Source organism: Prodigiosinella confusarubida, assembly GCF_002847015.1.
GTDB classification, from domain to species: Bacteria; Pseudomonadota; Gammaproteobacteria; order Enterobacterales; family Enterobacteriaceae; genus Prodigiosinella; species Prodigiosinella aquatilis.
The window spans coordinates 3,336,555-3,358,868 of the sequence record NZ_CP025085.1 but is presented as its reverse complement, the minus strand read 5'-3'; the positions used below and the strand labels follow the sequence as shown (position 1 = coordinate 3,358,868).

Here is a 22,314-nt window from a genome sequence, read left to right as displayed (position 1 = left end):
GATAAACCGGTGGCCGTCATGACCACCGGTTTATTGTTTTTAATCGGTCAGCATAATCACCAGTTGTCCGGGTTTGACTACAATGCCTTTCGCCAGCTTTTTCGCTATCGCCTCTTTGGTGCTGTGATCACCATTCAGCACATAAGCCGGTTTCTGGTCGAAGTAGCTTTTCAGCGACTCATTAAGATAAGGCGTCAGCGTTTTCATTACCGACTGCATCTTCTCCGGCTGAACGGTGTAATCGGTCAATTCCAGATCTTTCAGGTAAATGGCGCCCTGGGATTTATCAAATACCGGTTGTGCTTTCAGTGTCAGTTTCATATCGGCGGACTGAGAGCCGAGCAGTGAACTGATATCGATTTTGGCGTTGCCCGTCAGCGTGACTTTACCCGGCTCGGCTCGGCCAATCTGGCTTGATAAATCGGTTAAAACGATGTGGGCATCCAACACGCCGGGAACCCCTACCTGTTTTTGGTAATCATTGTGTTTTTGCAGGTACTGATTGACGTCCTGCTCGCTCAGACTGTACTGCGTGAGTTGATTACAGCCACTTAGCAAAAATGTGCCCAGCAACGCCAGCGTTGCCCATCCTGATTTTTTCATTGTTATAACCTCGTTAATCTCCCTCAGTGCTTCCGTCAGTACGGAGCCTGGGCAGCGTGCGATATTCATGACGATGCGCCAATCGGATAGTGCCGAAAAAAAACGCCAATGGGTGATACTTATGATGTCATTAACTGCCCAGCATCGCCGGTTCAATGCGACGCAGATGGAACTGCCAGTACAGCGCCGCCAACGTTATCAGACCAATAATGCCGAGCATACACCACGGGAGTTCGGGTTGTCCCAGCGACTTCCCAACGTCAAACAGCCAGCCGCCGCCGCTATAACCCAGCATGCCACCCAGCGCCAGTCCCATACGACTGAACCCCATGTAGCTGCCGCGGGCGCGGGCATCCGCCAGTGAGGCGCCGAGCGTTTCTCGTGCCGGCTCGGCGATGATTGAACCGATGTAAAACAGGCCGATTAACATCAACAACAGTTGCAGGCTGGTAACCATACCCATCGGGAACAGACTGAGGGTCATGACAAACAATCCGGCCATCAAGCGTTGCTCCAGCCGGAAGCGTTTTTCGCTCCAGCGGGCAATTGGGTAGAGCAGCGTCAGCGATAGTGCCGCTTCAATCGCATACATCCATTTCACCGCACTTGGTGTGCCCGCCAGTTCGTTGACCATAATCGGCATCATCAGCAGCACCTGAACCGCCAACATGAAATAACCGGTGAGGCTGAGGACGTAGACGACAAAGCGGCGATCGCGCATAACACGCAACAACCCTTCACGTACCGGCGTTCGAATCGTGGAGATACGGTAAGCCGGCAACAGCCAGGCATTCATGCCGGCCGCCAGTACGAATACGAATGCGCCCACCCAGCACACCACCGTAAAGTTGTATTGCATCAGCCAACTGCCGATCAGGGCGCCGATCACGGCACCTGCGTTGTCCTGCATCATCAGCAGCGAAAAAAAACGACCACGCTCGTGTGGGCGCGTGAGCTTGATCACCATCGCGGTACGCGGCGGATCAAACAGTGTGCCACCCAGTGCGGAGAGAATGCACGACAGGATCAGCATGATAGGGGTAGTCGCCAGTGCCATAAACACAAACCCGGCGGAGCGCATCAGCATACCGGTAATAATCATCGGTTTGGCACCAAACCGGTCGGCAATCGCGCCGCCAAAAATCCCCAAACCTTGCTGGGTAAGCTGGCGAAGGCCCAGCGCGACCCCAACGGTAAGTGCGGCCCAACCCAACTGATCGACAAAATGAATGGAAATCAAAGGAAATACGACGAAGAAACCTAATACTACCAGCATGTTATCCAGTAGAAGAAAATATTTACCCAGGCTGCGAGCCTGCGCCATCAACGACATGTTTCACCACGAGAGGCAGAGAGAAAATAACTGACATGGCTATTCTGGCGTCTCTTCAACATTTACGATAGATCATTGGGGATAATATTTTTTTATCGACTTAGCGTTATCTGAGTAGCAATTTTTGAAGAAAAGGAATTTTTATCATTCTGATTGCATAATAACTCGGCGATAGGGATTTTACGTCAGAGAATTTATGTGGTTATAGTAAGGATTAACGGTTACTTACCCTATTTTCCTTCGACAGAGGTAGGCCCCGTCTATTCAATGAATTTTACTTATCGACGATCAGTAACCTTGGGAGAGAGGAATGTTTGGTTATCGTCCCATGCCGGACAAAGTACGTCTGACGACGGACCGTCTGGTGGTGCGTCTGGCTTATGAGCGTGATGCCTGGCGCCTGGCAGAGTATTACACGGAAAATCGTGATTTTCTGAAGCCCTGGGAACCGGTGCGTGATGCCAGTCACTGCTATCCTTCCGGTTGGCAAGCGCGTTTAAGTGTCATTGGTGATATGCACAAGCAGGGCAGTGCCTACTATTTCCTGCTGCTTGATCAAGATGAAAAAGAAGTGTGTGGCGTCGCCAATTTCAGCAATGTACTGCACGGCTCGTTTCATGCCTGTTATCTGGGGTATTCGCTGGGGCAAAAGTGGCAGGGACAAGGGTTGATGTATGAAGCGCTGCGGGCGGCACTGCGCTATATGCAACATCAGCAACATATGCACCGTATTATGGCGAACTACATGCCGCACAATCATCGTAGCGGCGACCTGTTGACCCGGCTGGGCTTTGAAAAAGAAGGGTACGCCAAACATTATTTATTGATTGATGGTAAGTGGCAGGATCACGTGCTCACCGCCCTGACTAACCATGAATGGACACCGATGCGGTAAGATAATGCCGACAAGCGCTAAGGAATTGTCATGAAATATCAGCTAAACGCCCACGAAGCCAGAGTGATTGGTTGCCTGCTGGAAAAGCAGGTCGTCACGCCAGAACAGTATCCGATGTCATTAAATGGACTGACCGCCGCCTGTAATCAGAAAACCAATCGTGAGCCGGTCATGAACCTGAGCGAAAGCGAGGTTCAGCAGACGCTGGATAGGCTGGTGAAAAAGCATTTCCTGCGTACCGTCAGCGGATTTGGCAACCGGGTCATCAAATATGAACACCGTTTTTGCAATTCCGAATTTGGCGATCTGAAATTTTCTACTGCGGAACTGGCGCTGGTGTGTACCCTGTTGCTGCGTGGGGCGCAAACGCCCGGCGAACTGCGCACACGCGCGGCCCGTTTGTATGAATTTGCCGATGTCAGCGAAGCGGAAAGCGTACTCCAGCAACTGCAACAGCGTGATGATGGCCCGTTTGTGGTGCGGCTGGCGCGGGAGCCGGGAAAGCGTGAAAGCCGGTTTATGCATCTTTTTAACGGCGATGTTACGGATGAAGCGCTGTTGTCAACTGAGGACGACACCACTGACAGCAGTCTGTCGGTACGGGTGGCGGCGCTGGAAAATGACGTCGCTGAACTACGCCAGCAACTGGCGGCGCTATTATCGGAAAAAACACATTTATCGGAAAAAACAAATTGAGCCGCTCCGTGGACATAACACCATTGCGCATCGGCATGGTGGGATTGGGGTCAATTGCCCGTAAAGCCTATCTTCCTATTCTCAGTCAGGCAGAGCGCTGGGTACTGGCGGGAGCCTATTCGCCTAATCAACGCCGGGCGCAGTCGATCTGTCAATCGTATCGCATCCCCTGTTTTGCCAGTCTGGACGACTTGATGGGACAGTGTGATGCCGTCTTTGTTCACAGCAGCACCGCCAGCCATTATGCGATAGTGGAAACGCTGTTGCTGGCCGGGCTGCATGTGTACGTGGATAAACCGTTGGCGGAAACACTGGGACAAGCGCAGGCGTTGGTGATGCTGGCGCAGCAGCAGCAACGGACGCTGATGGTTGGGTTCAATCGTCGCTTTGCACCGTTGTATCTGCAACTCAAGCAGTGTCTGGTGCAGCCGGATGCTATTCGTATGGAGAAGCACCGTCTTGATGACATTGGCCCACAGGATGCCGGTTTCACGCTGTTGGATGATTATCTGCATGTGGTGGATACGGCACTGTGGCTGGCAGAAGGCGACGTTACGCTGTACAACGGCATAATCCGCTGTAATCCACAAGGACAACTGGTGTATGCCGAACACCATTTTCAGGTTGGGACGTGTCAGATAACCACCAGCATGCATCGACAGGCGGGCAGTCAGCGTGAAGCCATTCAGGCGGTGACGACCGGGGCGCTGTATCAGGTAGCCAATTTGTGCGAATGGCGACAGGAACGTGACGGATGCGTGCTGCAATCTCCAGCTCCAGCATGGCAAACTACGCTGGAACAGCGCGGTTTTGTTGGTGCCGTTAATCATTTCATCGATGCGGTCACTGAACAACAACCGCCACAAACCTCGGGGGAGCAGGCGTTGCGTGCGCAGCGCATTATTGAATCACTGCTGGGAAAAAGCTGAAAAAACAGGCGGTCATGACATGCGAGTGTAGCTATTGGTCACACAATGCGTAGACTAGGCGGCGCATTCAGCGATGAGTGTGAGCACCATGATCGGTTTCTCTTTGTCAACCCGATGAACGCCGGGAGAGATTCTGAACAGTAACGTATTGATTGGCAATGGCTCCCTGCCGGTGCGGGGATGACGGACATCCGATTTTCCCGGTATTCAGAAAAATTTAAATGAATCTACTTAAATCACTGGCTGCGGTCAGTTCTATGACGATGCTCTCGCGTCTGTTGGGTTTTGTGCGGGATGCGATCGTGGCACGGGTGTTTGGTGCCGGTATGGCGACCGACGCCTTTTTTGTGGCGTTTAAACTGCCGAATCTGTTGCGGCGCATTTTCGCTGAGGGAGCGTTTTCCCAGGCGTTTGTCCCGATTCTGGCCGAGTACAAGAGCCAGGAGGGTGAAGAGGCGACCCGCACCTTCCTCGCCTATATCGCCGGGATGTTGACGCTGGTGCTGGCTGCGGTGACGGTCGTGGGGATGCTGGCTGCACCCTGGGTGATTATGGCCACCGCGCCCGGATTTGCCGCCACACCAGAGCGCTTTGCGCTGACCTCGACGCTGCTGCGTATTACGTTCCCCTATATTCTGCTGATTTCCCTCACGTCAATGGCCGGGTCGGTGCTGAATACCTGGAACCGTTTTTCGGTACCGGCGTTTGCGCCGACACTGCTTAATGTCAGCATGATTGGCTTTGCGCTGTTTGCCACGCCGTATTTCCACCCGCCGGTATTGGCGTTGGCATGGGCGGTGCTGGTGGGTGGGTTTTTGCAACTGGGCTATCAACTGCCGCACTTGAAAAAAATCGGCATGTTGGTGTTGCCGCGCCTCAAGTGGCGCGACCCGAGTGTCTGGCGGGTTATGCGGCTGATGGGGCCGGCGATTATCGGGGTGTCTGTTAGCCAGATTTCGTTGATCATCAACACGATTTTTGCTTCTTTCCTCAATCAGGGCGCGATTTCCTGGATGTATTACGCCGATCGCATGATGGAGTTTCCCTCTGGGGTGTTGGGCGTGGCGCTGGGGACGATTCTGCTGCCATCGTTGTCGAAAAGCGTGGCCAGCGGCAATCTGCAAGACTATTCGCGGCTGATGGACTGGGGGCTGCGGCTCTGTTTCCTGCTGGCGTTACCGAGCGCCGTGGCGCTGGGCATTCTGTCCAAGCCGCTGATTGTTTCATTATTCCAGTATGGCCGGTTTAACGCGTTTGATGCGGCCATGACGCAACGTGCCTTGGTGGCTTATTCCGTTGGTCTGATGGGACTGATTTTGGTGAAGGTATTAGTGCCGGGATTTTATGCCCGGCAGGATATCAAGACGCCGGTAAAAATCGCCATTGTGACATTGATTTGTACCCAATTGATGAACCTGGTGTTTATCGGGCCGCTGCAACATGCGGGTCTGGCGTTGTCCATCGGTCTGGCGTCCTGTCTTAATGCCGGGTTGCTGTTCTGGCAATTGCGTAAACAGCAGATCTTTCAGCCACAAGCCGGTTGGCGGCTGTTTCTCATTAAGCTTGTGGTGGCCGTTGTCGTGATGTCGCTGGTGCTGTTGGGGATTTGCGCATGGATGCCCGCCTGGGATATGGGTGGCATGACGTCACGTATTCTGCGGCTGCTGCTGGTGGTCGTGGTCGGGGCGGGGAGTTATTTTGCGACGCTGGCGTTGCTGGGATTTCGTCTGCGGGATTTTGCTCGTCATGGCATGTGAGCGGTCCCTGCCACGGTTGCCATTGATGTTGCACCGTCTGCCATGAGGCGGGGAGCTATCATAATAACCTATTGTTTCTCAAAGCAGGTTCCGCCGCCGGAGATGACAGTAAACCGTCATCTCCGGCGTTTTATTCAGATAGTGGCTACATCTTCTCGACAGTCTGGATACCCAGTGTGTCCAGCCCTTGCTTCAGCGTTTTGGCGGTTAACAGTGCCAGCTTCAGACGGCTCTGACGCTCGGCGTCGCTCTGTGCATTCAGGATCGGACAGTGTTCATAGAAACTGGAGAACAGGCAGGCCAGGTCGTACAGGTAGCTACACATCACATGCGGCGTACCGTCGCGAGCCACGGTGGTAATGGTTTCCTCAAACTGCAACAACCGGGTTGCCAGCGCTTGTTCACGATCATCGTTCAGCACCACCGGTTGCGTCAGGTCGGCAGCTTCCACCCCGGCACGTTTGAAGATTGACACCACGCGAGTGTAGGCATATTGCATATACGGCGCGGTATTCCCTTCAAACGCCAACATATTGTCCCAGTCGAACACATAATCAGTGGTGCGGCTCTTGGACAGATCGGCATATTTGACTGCACCAACCGAAACCACCTGCGCCAGTGCCGCCAGTTCGTTACTGTCCATATCCGGATTTTTATCGGCAATCAGTTTTAGCGCACGCTCATAGGCTTCATCCAGCAGATCCGACAGCTTGATGGTGCCGCCAGCACGGGTTTTGAACGGTTTGCCGTCTTTGCCCAGCATCATGCCAAACATATGATGTTCCAGGCTGACCGATTCCGGCACATAACCGGCTTTACGCACAATGGTCCAGGCCTGCATCAGATGTTGATGTTGGCGGGAATCGATGTAATACAGCACCCGGTCGGCACCCAGCGTTTCATAGCGGTATTTGGCGCAAGCGATGTCGGTGGTGGTGTAGAGATAGCCGCCATCCTTTTTCTGGATGATGACGCCCATCGGATCGCCATCCTTGTTTTTATACTCATCAAGAAACACGACGGTGGCGCCTTCACTTTCCACCGCTAACCCTTTGGCTTTCAAATCTGCCACGATATCCGGCAGCATATCGTTATACAGGCTTTCGCCCATCACGTCGTTTTGGGTCAACGTGACATTCAGTCGGTCATAATTGCGCTGGTTCTGGCTCATGGTGATATCCACCAGCCGACGCCACATGGTGCGGCAATATTCGTCACCGCCTTGTAATTTCACCACGTAGCCACGGGCCCGCTCGGCGAAGGCGGCATCTCCGTCATAATGCTTTTTCGCTTCGCGATAGAACACTTCCAGATCGGACAGTTCCATTTCGCCCGCATTTTCATTCTGCACTTTTTCCAGATAAGCGATCAGCATACCAAATTGAGTGCCCCAGTCGCCGACATGGTTGGCACGAATCACGTGGTGGCCGAGAAACTCCTGAGTGCGTACTGCGGCATCGCCAATGATAGTGGATCGCAAATGGCCAACGTGCATCTCTTTCGCCACATTCGGTGCTGAATAATCAATGACGATGGTCTGTGGTTCAACCGGCGTGACACCCAGTTTCGGCGCGGTCAACGCGGTTTCCAACTGGCTTGCTAACCATTGGCGATCGAGAAAAATATTGATAAAACCGGGACCGGCAATTTCCGTTTGGGTGGCAATACCATCCAGTGGTAATAACTGCACCACTTTTTCCGCCAACTGGCGTGGTGGCATGCCTAATTTTTTAGCGACGGCCATGACGCCATTCGCCTGATAATCACCAAATTGCGCCTTGGCTGATGGGCGAACCTGTGCTTCGCTATCAGCGGGCGCGCCCGCAGCGATCAATGCCTGACGGACTTTTTCCGAAAGAAGAGCCTGAATATTCACCGGGTTACCTTAAATGACAAATCAAGTTGTTCTTATACCATATTCGGGTTTGTTCGTCAGCAGCACGACGCTGTAGACCCCCGCAATATAAGGCGTGGATACCCGCGTGGGGCGGAGAAAATGATGGATGTTGATGAGCCGGATAGGTACATTACGACGGGAAAATAGTGCCAACAAACATGAGGTCACAATGCGCGAACCATCCCATTCGCTGTTACCGCCTGAATTAATGGACGATTTAGTGCGTTTTGAGCAGGCATTGCTGGCATTGGCGCAGCGGTTACAACTGGATCTATCGTACTTTCAGGCCGATCATATTGCCTTGCGCTGCCATCAGAATGCGACCGCCGAACGCTGGCGTGAGCAGTTGCTGGCCTGCGGCACGCTGCTGTCAGAGAACATCATCAATCACCGACCTATTTGCCTGTTTATTCTGGCGCAGCCGCTGGTCGTCGGGCCGTGGCGGATGGATTGTGTGGAACTGCCGTGGCCGGGCAACAAACGTTATCCGCATGAGGGCTGGGAGCATGTGGAACTGGTGTTGACGGGCGATCCGGCGACGCTGCATCAGCGGGCGCTGGCCTGTTTACCGGATGCGGCACTTACCACGCCGGGGATAAAACTGAAGTTCAGCGCACCACAAGGCGAGCGTGAACGGTTACCCAATCCGACGCTGGCGGTTTCCGATGGCATCGTCACCCTTAAGTTTCATCCATTTGATATCCGTGACGTTGTCACTAGTGAGCAGCGCGGCGTCAACAGGCCGTCAGCCTAGCTGATTTACACCGGTATTATCTGAAATTGTGTGGCCGGTCATATTCTGTAGCGAATTAGCCCCTTCATTGTGACCTTTGTCTCTCCCGAATTCTTCGTTGAGTGTCATAGTTAGTTGTTTCTCTAAGTAAAACGATCATTTCACAGCATCATTTGCTGTTTTTTCAGTAGATTGAATGGGGGGGTGGTGATGGCAAAACTAGAAGTGTGCTGCTACAGCATTGACTGTGCGCTAACGGCGGAACAGTCGGGGGCTGATCGGATTGAGTTGTGTTCAGGGCTACGCGACGGTGGCTTGACGCCAAGTTATGGTGTGTTACGTCAGGCCCGAGAGCGGATTTCTATTCCCGTGCATCCAATGGTGCGTCCGCGTGGTGGCGATTTTTGCTACAGTGCGGCGGAATTTGCGTCCATACAATACGATATTGATCAAATCCGTGAAATGGGGTTTCCCGGCGTGGTCGTCGGTGTGCTGGATGAAGAAGGACATATTGATTTGCCGCGGATGAAAAAAATAATGTCGCGCTGTGACGGCATGGCCGTGACATTTCATCGGGCGTTCGATATGAGTCTGAACCCACGTCTGGCACTGGATCAACTGACCGACATGGGGGTCGCGCGCATTCTTACTTCCGGTCAGCAGCAAAGCGCAGAAAACGGGTTAATCTTATTAAGGGAACTTAATCAGGCCAGTCGGGGTCCAATCATTATGGCTGGTTCTGGTATTCGATTAACCAACCTGAACAAGTTTCGTCTATGTGGTATTCAGGAACTGCACAGCTCGGCGGGACAGTGGGTAGCGTCTCCGATGCGTTACCGTAAGGTTGGCGTAACGTTGTGTTCTGACGGTGATGCCGGTATGGATGAACTCCAACACTACTGTGTTGATGGCGATATGGTGGCTGCCATGAAAAGCGCCTTGAATCCGGATAAAGTATCCTTGCCGGTTTTATAATGATAAATCAAGCACCTGTATGAGTATTTGCCTACAGGTGTAGCGTTTCCCGCGCAGCATGACGTTTAGCGTCTGCTTGCGAGTACCAAGCCCCGGCATGTTGCCGGGGCTTTTTTTCGTCAACTGTCGGCGTGACGCTAATTTCCTGAATTGTTATACGTCTGCATTTTATATTTTATGGTGAGTGTTATGTTGCAGAACCGACTTATCAATAAGGAATCCTGTTATGCGTGGAATCGTTGTGCATCATGAGCATCGCATTGGTTTCATCGTTATCCGCGAGCTTGAGGGCGGGGTCATCGTCGCCCGTTTGAATGGCAACTATGGGGCTGAACGGGGAGATGCTATTACCGGGGATCTGAATGTTACCGGCAATACAGTATTACTGAATGAAACCAACGGCCAGGAATTATCGGTTGAAATTCAGGATGGCATCGTGACCGAGAAAGACGCTATAGAACTGATTGTCAAAACGGTCAATCGTTAGCAGTATTTCGCGCCCGTTCTCAGAGGCTTCCGGCGGTCGCAATGACAGCCGGAAATTATCAGGGTTTACGGGCAACAAATACTGCCCGCAGCGGGGCCGGGTAGCCTTCCACTGTGCGAGTCTGATCGGTTGGATCAAGGAAATCCGCCAGCGACTCGGTGATCATCCAGTCGGTACGGCGTTGCTCCTGGGGGGTTGTGACGCATTTATCCACCAGTCGCACATCTTCAAAACCGCATTTTTCCAGCCAGACCATCAACGCGGTCGGCGACGGCAAAAAGTAGACGTTGCGCATCTGAGCGTAGCGTTCGCCCGGCATCAGGACATCGTGTTCATCACCTTCCACCACCAGCGTCTCCAGCACCAGTTCGCCACCGGAAACCAGTTGATTTTTCAACTGCCAGAGGTGATCGAGTGGTGAGCGGCGGTGATACAGCACCCCCATGGAAAATACGGTGTCAAACGCCGCCAGCGACGGGAGCTGTTCTATACCGAGCGGCAGGACGTGGGCACGTTGATCATCCCCCAGTAGCTTGCGAACCGCTTCAAACTGACACAAAAATAATTGCATCGGATCGATACCGACGGCCAGTTTTGCGCCAGCGCCGACCATGCGCCACAGGTGATAACCACTACCACAGCCAACATCCAGAATCAGCCGATCCTGCAACGGACTGATGTGCGGCAGCACGCGATCCCACTTCCAGTCAGAGCGCCATTCGGTATCGATATTTACGCCATACAGGGAAAATGGACCTTTGCGCCACGGCATCAGGTTACGTAACAGTTTTTCGACGCCCTCACGCTGGCCATCGCTTAGTTCGGGTTGCGTGGTGGCGGTAACACTGTGGATCAAATCCAGTGTGTCGGGTGTCAACATCGGCAGGTGATCGATGGTGTTAAACCACAGTTTGAACTTGCCGTGCAGCGATTCCTGCTGCCAACTGCTGATTTGCGCGGGCAGCGTGTTGAGCCAGTGACTCAGTGGGCTTTTGGCGATCAGTTGGTAAAAATTGCCAAAATCAATCATCGACCGTTCTCCGCCTTCATCGCCAGCAGTGAGCCGAAGTTAAAACACTGAAACCAGACTTCACTGTGCTCAAAACCGGCTTGACGCAAACGTGATTTGTGCGTCTCTACCGAGTCCGTCAGCATGACGTTTTCCAGCATGTTGCGTTTCTGGCTGATTTCCAGTTCGCTATAGCCATTGGCACGTTTGAAGTCGTGATGCATGTTGAACAGCAGTTCGCCTGTCTTTTCATCCTCAAAGCTGAATTTTTCCGATAGCACCAGCGCGCCGCCGGGTCTCAGCCCCTGATAGATACGCGTTAGCAACGGCAGGCGCGATTCAGGAGAAACAAACTGCAATGTGAAATTGAGTACCACCAGGGACGCGTTTTCGATCACGGTGTCAAGAATATCGGCCTGGTGGATCTCTACCGGTGTTTCTGACCGGAATGCGTCAAGATGACGGCGGCAACGTTCCACCATTGCCGGTGAGTTATCGACGGCGATGATGGTACAGCCGGGAACATGGATATTACGCCGCATGGAGAGTGTCGCCGCGCCCAGTGAGCAGCCCAGATCGTAGACCTGACTGTCTGGCTGGACAAAACGCTCCGCCAACATACCGATCATGGAGATGATATTGGAATAGCCCGGCACGGAACGCTGAACCATATCCGGGAAGACTTCGGCAACACGTTCATCAAAAGTCCAGTCGCCCAGATTGGCGACGGGAGCAGAAAAAAGTATATCGCGGTTTGACATAGCGGGAAAAACGCACAAATAAACAATAATAGTCGCGTATTCTAGCAGAAAGGGGCAGTAAAGCGGTATTGCGAAAGACGGCAAGGTGCGACCTTACCGTCGGGCGGGATTAACGAAGGGTTAGCACCAGTTCCCAGGGCAGATAGTAAAGATTGGCCATCACCATCAGTATCAGTGATAGATACGTAGCGAGCATGCCGTAACGACGCCAGGTGATCTCGCGGTTACGCAAGCCATAATAGTGACACAACCGGCCAAGGATAAGCAGAATGCCACACAGATGGATCATGGCGGTAATCGCGCCATTCATCTCCATCAGTACCAGCAGAATGGCGGCGATAGGAATGTATTCTACCGCGTTGCCATGAACTCTGATCGCTGTTTGCAACTCATAAAAACCCCCATCGCCATAAGCCACACGATATTGCATCCGTAGTTTAACTACATCAATCGATAACTTAATCAACAACAATGCGCCAAGCACTACATAAAGCGCGCTTACCATTTTCTACTCCCTTGCCTGACCAATACGGCTGGCAGAATAATAACGTTTCTGCCACCTGACTGTCGCCTGAAAAGACTTGATTCTTTGTGTGAAATTCGTCTCTCAAAAATTCCCGTTATAAGAAAATGTACTAACAGTCTGGCAATAACGCAAAATCAGAACAGCGATGATTGCTGTGGCCAGTCAGGGCAAGGGGGCAATCCGGGGATAACGGCACTTAGCCGTGGCCACAACTGTTGCGCCAATGCCGGGGAATCGCCCACATCCGGTGTGTGGATAAACAAGTACGGTGTATGTCGCTGCCATTGGGCCAGCTTGTCAATCCACGGGGCAAACCAGCGCAAATTATCAGCCAGATCTTCATTGCCGATAAAGCGCACTAACGGCTGGTTGGCCGTCAGTACCACATGCAGCGGCACTTTCGGTTTTTTCCGCTGTGCCTCGCGCAGAGACGCACTGTCAGCCACCGCATGGTGTACCGGGCGGCTATCCAGGATAACCCGATTGATACCGCGCTGATGCAAGCCCTGATTAAGGCGGCGTTCGTCGTCGCCTTTGGCAAAAAACAGGGGATGGCGGACCTCGACGCCATAGCTGAAGCCGGGGGCGTCAGCGCTGAAACTCTGCGGCAGCGCGGTCATGAATTGCCATAGATCATCCAGTCGATCCGGGCCGAACGTTGCCGGTAACTGTAACCAGAGCTGGCCGATGCGGGCGGCTAACGGTTCAAGGCAATGGAAGAATTGCAATACGTCCTGCTGACAATGGCGCAGGCTGGCCTGATGGCTGATGGTCGCGGGAAATTTAAAACAGAAGCGGAAGTTATCGTGGGTCATGTCACGCCAGCGCAGTACAACATCCGATGATGGCAGGGCATAAAATGTGGTGTTGCCTTCCACGCAGTTAAAATAGCGTGCGTAGTCTGCCAGATCTCGTAATCCCAGCCGCCCCCAGGCGGGATGTTGCCATTGTGGTAATCCGATATACATAGGTTAACCCTGATAAAATAACGTCAGCCCGGTAACAAATTCCTTTCATAATAACCTCCATTTTGTTAACCGATAACGCCAACAGTAAAAAAGAGTAGGCGGGACAACACGTAGACCGCTACCATCGTACTTATCGTTGGGGGGAATTTCCTTTATAATGTCCCCCTTTTTTCATCGGACAGTAATCCAGAAAAACTATGCCGTCCGGCAAAACAGACCGCTTTTTCCCATCAGCTATCTGAGTGGGGAAGGCGTGGTAGCAGCGGCTGAGTAAAAGGACATCGTAATGCGTACTGAATATTGTGGGCAGTTGAACTCGGCCCATATGGGCCAGGAAGTGACATTGTGTGGTTGGGTCAACCGTCGCCGTGATCTGGGTGGTTTGATTTTTATTGATATGCGCGACCGTGAAGGTCTGGTTCAGGTATTTTTCGACCCGGATCGTCAGGACGCCTTTAAGTTGGCTTCTGAACTGCGCAATGAATTCTGTATTCAGCTTACTGGTCTGGTACGTGCCCGTCCGGACAGCCAGATTAATAAAGACATGGCTACCGGGGAAGTGGAGGTGTTGGCGACGACGCTGACTATTATCAACCGCGCCGAGCCGCTGCCGCTGGATTCCAATCAGGTCAATACCGAAGAAGCGCGACTGAAATATCGCTATCTGGACTTGCGTCGCCCGGAAATGGCGCAGCGTCTGAAAACCCGCGCCCGTATTACCAGTTTTGTGCGTCGCTTCATGGACGGCCACGGTTTCCTGGATATCGAAACGCCGATGCTGACCAAAGCCACACCGGAAGGCGCACGTGACTACCTGGTGCCGAGCCGTGTCCACAAAGGCAAGTTTTATGCGCTGCCGCAGTCTCCGCAACTGTTCAAGCAGTTATTGATGATGTCCGGTTTTGACCGCTACTACCAGATAGTCAAATGTTTCCGTGACGAAGACCTGCGTGCCGACCGTCAGCCGGAATTCACCCAGATCGATGTGGAAACCTCATTTATGACCGCGCCGCAGGTGCGTGAAGTGATGGAAAAACTGGTGCGTGAATTGTGGCTGGAAATCAAAGGCGTGGAACTGGGTGACTTCCCGGTGATGACGTTTGCTGAAGCCATGCGCCGTTTCGGTTCCGACAAACCGGACCTGCGTAACCCGCTGGAACTGGTGGATGTGGCTGATCTGCTAAAAGACGTTGAATTCAAAGTCTTCTCCGGCCCGGCTAACGATCCGAAAGGCCGCGTGGCCGCTATTCGCGTACCGGGCGGGGCGGGACTCAGCCGTAAGCAGATTGATGAATATACCAAGTTTATTGAAATCTATGGCGCCCGAGGGCTGGCCTACATCAAAGTCAATGAGCGGGCCAAGGGGCTGGAGGGTATACAAAGCCCGGTGGCCAAGTTCCTGACCAATGACATCCTGAGCGCGCTGTTGGATCGCACAGCGGCGACGGATGGTGACATCCTGTTCTTTGGTGCCGACAGTGCCAGCATTGTCACCGACGCGCTGGGCGCACTACGTCTGAAACTGGGTCGCGACCTGAAACTGACCGATGAAAATAGCTGGCAACCGTTGTGGGTGATTGACTTCCCGATGTTTGAGGATGACGGTGAGGGTGGTCTGACGGCCATGCACCATCCGTTCACCGCGCCGCGTGACATGACGCCGGCAGCGCTGGAAGCCAACCCGGTGTCCGCCATTGCCAATGCCTATGACATGGTGTTGAACGGTTATGAAGTGGGTGGTGGTTCCGTGCGTATTCATAATGGTGATATGCAACAGACGGTGTTCCGCATTTTGGGTATCAACGAGCAGGAACAGCGTGAGAAGTTCGGTTTTCTGCTGGATGCACTGAAATTCGGTACGCCGCCGCACGCCGGTCTGGCTTTTGGCCTGGATCGTCTGGTGATGCTGCTGACCGGCACCGATAATATCCGTGATGTGATTGCCTTCCCGAAAACCACGGCGGCGGCTTGTCTGATGACGGAAGCGCCGAGCTTTGCCAATTCGACGGCACTGGAAGAGCTTTCCATTGCGGTGGTGGGTAAAGGGAAATCCGCACAGGATGCGAAGGACGCAGAGAAAAGCAGAGAACAGCTATGACATACAAGCGACCCGTTTCGGTGCTGGTAGTGATTTATGCTGCTGATACCGGACGGGTGCTGATGCTTCAACGACGCGATGATCCTGATTTCTGGCAGTCGGTGACCGGCAGCCTGGAGGAAGGTGAAAGTGCGTGGTTTACCGCACAGCGTGAAGTTAAGGAAGAGGTTAACATTGATATCGGCGCAGAGTCGCTATCGTTGATCGATTGCCAGCGCTGTGTGGAATTTGAGATATTTGCTTATCTGAGACATCGCTATGCCCCGGGGGTGACGCACAATACAGAATCCTGGTTCTGTCTGGTGTTGCCCAAAGAGCGTGAGGTGGAGCTAACCGAACATCTGGCTTACCAGTGGCTTGATGCCCCCAGTGCCGCGCAGCTCACCAAGTCGTGGAGCAACCGGCAGGCGATTGAAGAATTTGTTATTTATCCGGCCTGAACAGGCTTTTTTCGGAGATTTTTATGGCAGGTCATAGTAAGTGGGCCAACACCAAGCATCGTAAAGCAGCACAGGATTCCAAACGCGGTAAGATTTTCACCAAAATTATCCGTGAACTGGTCACCGCCGCCAGACTGGGCGGGGGTGATCCCGGTGCCAACCCGCGTCTGCGTGCCGCTGTCGACAAAGCGCTGTCCAATAACATGACACGCGATACCCTGAACCGCGCTATTGCCCGTGGTGTAGGGGGCGATGATGATGCCAACATGGAAACTATCATTTATGAAGGTTACGGCCCCGGCGGCACTGCCGTGATGGTGGAGTGTCTGAGCGACAACCGTAATCGTACGGTTTCCGAAGTTCGCCACGCCTTTAGCAAAAGCGGCGGCAACCTGGGAACGGATGGCTCGGTTGCCTATCTGTTCACCAAGAAGGGCGTCATTTCCTATGCGCCGGGTCTGGATGAAGATACGGTGATGGATGCGGCGCTGGAAGCGGGTGCTGACGATATCGTGACGTATGATGATGGCGCTATTGACGTCTTCACACCGTGGGAAACATTCGGTCAGGTGAAAGATGCGCTGGATGCGTCTGGTCTGGTGGCAGAATCCGCCGAGGTATCAATGGTCGCGTCCACCAGCGCGGATATGGATGCAGAAACCGCACCGAAACTGATGCGCTTGATCGATATGCTGGAAGACTGCGACGACGTGCAGGAGGTTTACCACAATGGTGAGATCTCCGACGAGGTGGCGGCATTGCTGTGATGGCATTGCCACATGGCATCAATCAGTGTCCGGGGAGTAACTGATGACAATTATTCTGGGCATCGACCCCGGTTCCCGTGTCACCGGTTACGGTATCGTCCAGCAACGGGGCAGGCAGCTCAGTTATATCGGTAGCGGTTGCATCCGCACTGTGGTGGACGATCTCCCCAGCCGTCTGAAGCTGATCTTTGCCGGCGTCAGTGAGATCATTACCCAGTTTCATCCCGACTGTCTGGCGATAGAGCAGGTGTTTATGGCCAAGAATGCGGACTCGGCGCTTAAACTGGGACAGGCGCGCGGCGCGGCTATTGTGGCGGGCGTAAATCAGGATCTGCCGGTGTTCGAGTATGCGGCGCGTCAGGTAAAACAGACCGTAGTCGGTACCGGTGCCGCCGACAAAAAGCAGGTGCAGCACATGGTACGCGTGTTGTTGAAGTTACCCGCCAGCCCGCAATCGGACGCGGCCGACGCGCTGGCCATTGCCATCACGCACTGTCATTTCAGCCAGAACCTTACTCGTATCAGTGTCGATAAGCTTACGATGGCCCGCGGACGTCTTCGTTGATTGGCGTGTGATATTTTACTGCCTTTCCTGACCGAAGCGCTGTTTTTACCAGGAAAGGCAGCCCACCCCTTGTTCTGATGCCGCTTTCCGTTATCCGGTTCAACTCTCGCCGTTGAGCAACGCCATCTTCGCCTTTGGGCAAACACATCCGTCATAATTAGCCTTCCTTTGATCTGTGATAACACAGTGATGTATGAACAATTTATAAAATCTCATACTCGCAATGAACCCGACGGTGATCGCCCGCCGGACTGACAAAAGGTTTTCACATGCTGTCTTCGCTTTTCAGGGACAATCCACGCTCGATGGTGATGTTGGGCGGTCTGGTGATGGTTAACGCGTTGGTATGGCTGCTGGCATGGCGTCTGTTTCATGAACATGGTGCCTTGATGGCGACCAGTTTGCTGGCCTGGTGCTTCGGACTGCGCCATGCGGTGGATGCGGACCATATCGCCGCCATCGATAATGTCACCCGGAAAATGATGCAAGAGGGGAAACGGCCGCTGAGTGTCGGGACCTGGTTTTCGCTGGGACATTCCACCATCGTTATTCTGGCGTCACTGGCGCTGGCCGCCACCGCGACGGCGCTGCGGGATGATATGGCCTGGTTTCATGAAGTGGGGGGCGTCATCGGCACGCTGGTTTCAGCCGGGTTCCTGTTGTTGATGGCATTGGTGAATCTGGTGATTCTGCGCGATGTCTGGAAACGTTTTCAACAATTCAAACAAGGGATGGGCGAGGCGCCTGATCAGATGGACGATATTCCCGCGTCAGGGGTGATGGGCTGGATTTTCCGTTCAACATTCCGTCTGGTGCGCAAAAGCTGGCACATGTATCTGGTTGGTCTGCTGTTCGGACTGGGATTTGATACGGCTACCGAAATTGGCGTATTAGGTATCTCGGCGGCCGGCGCTTCACAGGGCATGTCAATCTGGTCGATCATGTTTTTCCCGGCGTTGTTTACCTGCGGCATGGCACTGGTGGATACACTGGATAATGTGGTGATGGTCGGCGCTTATGGCTGGGCGTTCAGTAAACCGCAGCGCAAGCTCTACTACAATATGACCATTACGGCGACGTCGGTAGTGGTGGCGGTCTTTATCGGCGGTATGGAAGCGCTGGGACTACTGGCGGACAAACTTGACCTGCATGCCGGGCTGTGGGGCGTGGTCGAGGCCTTCAATGCGCAACTCGGCAACGCCGGATTCTATGTCGTGGCGCTGTTTGTCGCCTGCTGGGTGATCTCGCTGTGCAACTACCGCTGGAAAAATTACGACGCCCTGCATAACCCGACAGCAGAACCCAGCCGTCAGGGGTGATGAACCGCGATTCTTCACTGATATCTCCGGTATTTTATGGTGGTCATACCGATGCCGGAGACTTTCCTTTTATTCTCAACAATATCTGGATATGCATCCAGCTTTTTTGTATCAGATATTTTTTTTGTGTTATAAGCTATACGCCTTGTTCCAGGTTAGTCCCATAAGGAAAACAACACGTGATAGGTCGTATCAGAGGCATCGTTCTGGAGAAACAACCACCGCAGGTATTGATTGAAGCCAACGGTGTGGGCTATGAAGTCCATATGCCGATGACCTGTTTTTACGAACTGCCAGATCTTGGCCAGGAAGCGGTGATCTTCACCCATTTTGTGGTGCGGGAAGATGCGCAACTGCTGTTTGGGTTCAATAACAAGCAGGAGCGTTCACTGTTCCGCGAGCTGATCAAGGTTAACGGTGTGGGGCCGAAACTGGCACTGGCGATTTTGTCCGGCATGTCGGCGCAGCAGTTTGTCAGCGCGGTGGAGCGGCAGGAAATTGGCGTCCTGATCAAACTGCCGGGCGTAGGCAAGAAAACTGCGGAGCGGCTGGTGGTGGAAATGAAAGACCGCTTCAAGGGACTGAATGGCGATCTGTTCAATTCACCGGGTAACATGGCCTTGCCACCGTTAACGCCCGTGAGCGAACCGGTAGCGGATCCACTGGCAGAAGCGGAAGCCGCGCTGGTATCACTGGGCTATAAACCGCAGGACGCCAGCCGGATGATAAGCAAGGTATCCCGTCCGGATTCTACCTGCGAAACCCTGATCAGGGACGCGTTACGCGCGGTACTGTGAGGTATTCATGATTGAAGCTGATCGTTTGATTGCGCCGATTGTTGTTGAAGAGGAAGAGATCTTCGACCGGGCTATCCGGCCTAAACTGTTGTCGGAGTACGTCGGACAGCCGAAAGTCCGTGAGCAGATGGATATATTTATTCAGGCGGCGCGCAAGCGTGGTGACGCGTTGGATCATCTGCTGATTTTCGGCCCGCCGGGGCTGGGTAAAACCACACTGGCCAATATTGTCGCGAACGAAATGGGGGTCAATTTGCGTACCACATCCGGCCCGGTGCTGGAGAAAGCGGGTGACCTGGCGGCGTTACTGACCAATCTTGAACCCCACGACGTGCTGTTTATTGATGAAATTCACCGTCTATCGCCAGTAGTAGAAGAAGTGCTTTATCCGGCTATGGAAGATTATCAGTTGGATATCATGATTGGTGAAGGGCCGGCGGCGCGCTCCATTAAACTGGATTTACCCCCGTTTACGCTGATTGGCGCGACCACCCGTGCCGGGTCGCTGACCTCTCCGCTGCGTGACCGTTTCGGGATCGTGCAGCGTCTGGAGTTTTATCAGGTCGCGGACTTGCAGCATATTGTCAGCCGTAGCGCACTGTGTCTGGGGCTGGAGATGACGGAAGATGGCGCACTGGAATTGGCTCGTCGTTCCCGCGGTACGCCACGTATTGCCAACCGGCTGTTGCGCCGGGTACGTGACTTTTCTGAAGTGAAATCGGATGGCACGATTACGCTGGACGTGGCCGTTCAGGCGATGGATATGCTGGCGGTAGATATTGAAGGATTTGATTTTATGGACCGCAAACTGCTGTTGGCTGTGATCGATAAATTTATGGGTGGGCCGGTAGGGTTGGATAACCTGGCAGCGGCCATCGGTGAAGAGCGTGAAACCATTGAAGATGTGCTGGAGCCTTATCTGATTCAGCAAGGCTTTTTGCAACGGACACCGCGTGGGCGTATCGCCACTCAGCACGCTTACCGTCATTTTGGCCTGACTCGCGAGGAGTAATGGCCTCGCCACTTGCCTTGATTCGGCCATCCGTACTATCTGTTATTCGTGCATGTTATTCGGACTACCGCCGCATTCCGTCACCGTGGTTATCCCCGTCGAAACGGGGATCTACTCATTGTTGATGCAGACAGGTTGCGTTACGCGGCCTGCTTCTTTAGCAGACTCAGCATAAACAGCAGTGATGCGCACAATACAACCGACGGGCCGGCCGGTGTATTGAGATCGGCAGAAACCGCCAGTCCACCCGTTACCGCCAGAATCCCGATAATCACCGCTACTCCGGCCATTTGTTCCGGCGTGCGGGCAAAGCGACGGGCAGTGGCGGCAGGGATGATTAACAGCGAAGTAATAATCAGCGCCCCAACAAATTTCATCGCCAACCCAATGGTTAATGCGGTTATCAACATCAATAACAGTTTGGTGCGTTGCAGATGGATACCATCGACATGGGCCAGTTCCGGGCTGATGGTCATGGATAACAGCGCGCGCCATTGCCAGCACAGAACTATGACCACCAGCACGATACCAGGGCCAATCAGCAGTAAATCGCGAGTGGTAACGGAAAGCAGATCACCAAACAAGTAGGCCATCAGATCCACGCGAACATTATTCATCAGGCTGACCACCACCAACCCCAGCGACAGCGCACTGTGGGCCATAATGCCCAACAAAGTATCAATCGCCAGATTAGGGCGTTGTTCCAACCAGACCAACCCCAGCGACAATACCAGTGTGACAGCGAGCACCGCATAAAACAGATTCACATCCAGCAGCAGACCCAGTGCGACGCCCAGTAATGACGCGTGTGCCAGCGTATCGCCAAAATAGGACATTCGACGCCAGACAACGAACGACCCCAGCGGGCCTGCCGCTATGGCCAGAAAAACCCCCGCCAGCCAACCGGGAAACAACAGCTCAATCATTTGTCGTTCCCATCCTGTTTTTTCAAAATAACGCGTCCATTCAAGTCATGCCGGTGGTTATGGTGGTGACGGTAGATAGCCAGTTGTTCCGCGCCGCGGTGACCGAACATCGCCAGAAATTCCGGATGCAGGGAAACCACTTCAGGCGTTCCAGAACAGCAGACATGTTGATTAAGGCACAGCACTTCATCGGTCTTGGCCATAACCAGATGTAAATCGTGAGAAACCATCAGTACGCCGCAGTTAAGCTCTTGTCGCAACTGGTTAATCAGTTCATACAGTGCCAATTGACCATTGACGTCGACACCCTGGGTGGGTTCGTCCAGCACCAATAACTGCGGATTGGTGAGAATGGCGCGGGCCAGCAGGACACGCTGGTTTTCCCCGCCAGAGAGTTTTTGCATCGGTTGGTCCAGCAGATGTCCGGCCTGGACGCGTTTAAGCGCCGGCATAATATCCTGCTTTTTTACGCCGGGGCGCAGCTGCATAAAGCGGCTGACGGTCAACGGCAGTGTGGCGTCCAGATGCAATTTTTGCGGCACGTAACCGATACGCAGATTCGGGACACGCTGAATATTGCCATTATCGGGAGAGAGTAAACCCAGAACCACCCGCACCAGTGTCGATTTTCCGGCACCGTTCGGACCGAGCAGGGTTAAAATCCGCCCTGCCTGAAGGGTGAGGGAAATATCGGTCAACACGCGCCGATTGCCAAATTGCACAGAAATATTATCAAGCGTGACCAGAGTAGACATATAACTCAGTTTGAAAGTACTTTATGACGTTATAATATAACGAAATTCATGTTGAAATCGATGGAA

Annotated in this window: 23 protein-coding genes; 14 read left to right on the top strand and 9 right to left on the bottom strand. The window is 53.3% G+C overall.

The window, feature by feature from the left end:
- Positions 1–39 precede the first annotated feature (39 nt).
- Both CWC46_RS15340 and mdtH read right to left on the bottom strand, forming a co-directional pair.
- A complete protein-coding gene (locus CWC46_RS15340) occupies positions 40–603 on the bottom strand; it encodes a lipoprotein (RefSeq protein ID WP_021015676.1) in 564 nt (187 codons plus the stop codon).
- 130 nt (positions 604–733) lie between these two features.
- Positions 734–1,936 (bottom strand): multidrug efflux MFS transporter MdtH, encoded by a 1,203-nt coding sequence (gene mdtH / locus CWC46_RS15335; RefSeq protein ID WP_021015677.1) that lies wholly within the window; start codon positions 1,934–1,936, stop codon positions 734–736.
- Between the two features lie 310 nt (positions 1,937–2,246).
- Between mdtH and rimJ the strand changes: the two genes are divergently transcribed.
- The 4 genes from rimJ (at position 2,247) to murJ (ending at position 6,213) form a co-directional block, all read left to right on the top strand.
- Positions 2,247–2,831 carry a ribosomal protein S5-alanine N-acetyltransferase gene (rimJ, locus tag CWC46_RS15330; protein ID WP_021015678.1) on the top strand — a complete coding sequence of 195 codons (585 nt, stop codon included), beginning with the start codon at positions 2,247–2,249 and terminating at the stop codon, positions 2,829–2,831.
- Positions 2,832–2,861: 30 nt separating this feature from the next.
- Complete coding sequence (locus CWC46_RS15325) at positions 2,862–3,527, top strand: YceH family protein (protein WP_021015679.1); 666 nt, start codon at positions 2,862–2,864, stop codon at positions 3,525–3,527.
- 35 nt (positions 3,528–3,562) lie between these two features.
- Positions 3,563–4,456, top strand: a complete 894-nt coding sequence (locus CWC46_RS15320) for a Gfo/Idh/MocA family protein (RefSeq protein WP_084297633.1) — start codon at positions 3,563–3,565, stop codon at positions 4,454–4,456.
- 221 nt (positions 4,457–4,677) lie between these two features.
- The gene (gene murJ, locus CWC46_RS15315; protein WP_021015681.1) at positions 4,678–6,213 is read left to right on the top strand and encodes a murein biosynthesis integral membrane protein MurJ; all 1,536 of its coding nucleotides are present in this window, start codon (positions 4,678–4,680) and stop codon (positions 6,211–6,213) included.
- Between the two features lie 145 nt (positions 6,214–6,358).
- Here murJ and argS read toward each other — a convergent pair whose 3' ends face one another.
- Complete coding sequence (gene argS, locus CWC46_RS15310; protein ID WP_021015682.1) at positions 6,359–8,089, bottom strand: arginine--tRNA ligase; 1,731 nt, start codon at positions 8,087–8,089, stop codon at positions 6,359–6,361.
- A 190-nt stretch (positions 8,090–8,279) separates the two neighbouring features.
- On the opposite strand from argS, the gene CWC46_RS15305 reads away from it, so the two are divergent.
- The 3 genes from CWC46_RS15305 (at position 8,280) to CWC46_RS15295 (ending at position 10,305) form a co-directional block, all read left to right on the top strand.
- Positions 8,280–8,864 carry a VOC family protein gene (locus CWC46_RS15305; RefSeq protein WP_021015683.1) on the top strand — a complete coding sequence of 195 codons (585 nt, stop codon included), beginning with the start codon at positions 8,280–8,282 and terminating at the stop codon, positions 8,862–8,864.
- A 189-nt stretch (positions 8,865–9,053) separates the two neighbouring features.
- On the top strand, positions 9,054–9,818 hold the full coding sequence (gene cutC, locus CWC46_RS15300) for a copper homeostasis protein CutC (RefSeq protein ID WP_021015685.1): 765 nt from the start codon (positions 9,054–9,056) through the stop codon (positions 9,816–9,818).
- 226 nt (positions 9,819–10,044) lie between these two features.
- Positions 10,045–10,305, top strand: a complete 261-nt coding sequence (locus CWC46_RS15295) for a hypothetical protein (protein WP_021015686.1) — start codon at positions 10,045–10,047, stop codon at positions 10,303–10,305.
- A gap of 58 nt (positions 10,306–10,363) precedes the next feature.
- On the opposite strand, the gene cmoB is transcribed toward CWC46_RS15295, so the two are convergent.
- The 4 genes from cmoB to CWC46_RS15275 all read right to left on the bottom strand — a co-directional run bounded on the left by cmoB (position 10,364) and on the right by CWC46_RS15275 (position 13,569).
- Positions 10,364–11,335, bottom strand: a complete 972-nt coding sequence (gene cmoB, locus CWC46_RS15290) for a tRNA 5-methoxyuridine(34)/uridine 5-oxyacetic acid(34) synthase CmoB (protein ID WP_021015687.1) — start codon at positions 11,333–11,335, stop codon at positions 10,364–10,366.
- Positions 11,332–12,075 (bottom strand): carboxy-S-adenosyl-L-methionine synthase CmoA, encoded by a 744-nt coding sequence (cmoA, locus tag CWC46_RS15285; RefSeq protein WP_021015688.1) that lies wholly within the window; start codon positions 12,073–12,075, stop codon positions 11,332–11,334. Before cmoA ends, cmoB begins: the two co-directional genes overlap by 4 nt.
- A 109-nt stretch (positions 12,076–12,184) precedes the next feature.
- Positions 12,185–12,580, bottom strand: a complete 396-nt coding sequence (locus CWC46_RS15280) for an MAPEG family protein (protein WP_021015689.1) — start codon at positions 12,578–12,580, stop codon at positions 12,185–12,187.
- Between the two features lie 155 nt (positions 12,581–12,735).
- Positions 12,736–13,569, bottom strand: a complete 834-nt coding sequence (locus CWC46_RS15275; protein WP_021015690.1) for a DUF72 domain-containing protein — start codon at positions 13,567–13,569, stop codon at positions 12,736–12,738.
- A 286-nt stretch (positions 13,570–13,855) separates the two neighbouring features.
- Here CWC46_RS15275 and aspS point away from each other — a divergent pair, with 286 nt between their 5' ends.
- The 7 genes from aspS to ruvB all read left to right on the top strand — a co-directional run bounded on the left by aspS (position 13,856) and on the right by ruvB (position 20,567).
- Entirely contained in the window at positions 13,856–15,667 is a 1,812-nt protein-coding gene (gene aspS / locus CWC46_RS15270) for an aspartate--tRNA ligase (protein ID WP_021015691.1), read from the top strand.
- The gene (gene nudB, locus CWC46_RS15265) at positions 15,664–16,107 is read left to right on the top strand and encodes a dihydroneopterin triphosphate diphosphatase (RefSeq protein WP_021015692.1); all 444 of its coding nucleotides are present in this window, start codon (positions 15,664–15,666) and stop codon (positions 16,105–16,107) included. The genes aspS and nudB overlap by 4 nt, the downstream gene beginning before the upstream one ends.
- A gap of 23 nt (positions 16,108–16,130) precedes the next feature.
- Entirely contained in the window at positions 16,131–16,874 is a 744-nt protein-coding gene (locus tag CWC46_RS15260; protein ID WP_021015693.1) for a YebC/PmpR family DNA-binding transcriptional regulator, read from the top strand.
- Between the two features lie 43 nt (positions 16,875–16,917).
- On the top strand, positions 16,918–17,439 hold the full coding sequence (gene ruvC, locus CWC46_RS15255) for a crossover junction endodeoxyribonuclease RuvC (RefSeq protein ID WP_021015694.1): 522 nt from the start codon (positions 16,918–16,920) through the stop codon (positions 17,437–17,439).
- A gap of 269 nt (positions 17,440–17,708) precedes the next feature.
- A complete protein-coding gene (locus CWC46_RS15250) occupies positions 17,709–18,758 on the top strand; it encodes a HoxN/HupN/NixA family nickel/cobalt transporter (protein ID WP_021015695.1) in 1,050 nt (349 codons plus the stop codon).
- Positions 18,759–18,937: 179 nt separating this feature from the next.
- Entirely contained in the window at positions 18,938–19,555 is a 618-nt protein-coding gene (gene ruvA / locus CWC46_RS15245; protein ID WP_021015696.1) for a Holliday junction branch migration protein RuvA, read from the top strand.
- Between the two features lie 7 nt (positions 19,556–19,562).
- The gene (gene ruvB, locus CWC46_RS15240) at positions 19,563–20,567 is read left to right on the top strand and encodes a Holliday junction branch migration DNA helicase RuvB (RefSeq protein WP_021015697.1); all 1,005 of its coding nucleotides are present in this window, start codon (positions 19,563–19,565) and stop codon (positions 20,565–20,567) included.
- Between the two features lie 140 nt (positions 20,568–20,707).
- Here ruvB and znuB read toward each other — a convergent pair whose 3' ends face one another.
- Complete coding sequence (znuB, locus tag CWC46_RS15235; protein ID WP_021015698.1) at positions 20,708–21,493, bottom strand: zinc ABC transporter permease subunit ZnuB; 786 nt, start codon at positions 21,491–21,493, stop codon at positions 20,708–20,710.
- A complete protein-coding gene (gene znuC, locus CWC46_RS15230; protein ID WP_021015699.1) occupies positions 21,490–22,248 on the bottom strand; it encodes a zinc ABC transporter ATP-binding protein ZnuC in 759 nt (252 codons plus the stop codon). The genes znuB and znuC overlap by 4 nt, the downstream gene beginning before the upstream one ends.
- Positions 22,249–22,314: the final 66 nt, after the last annotated feature.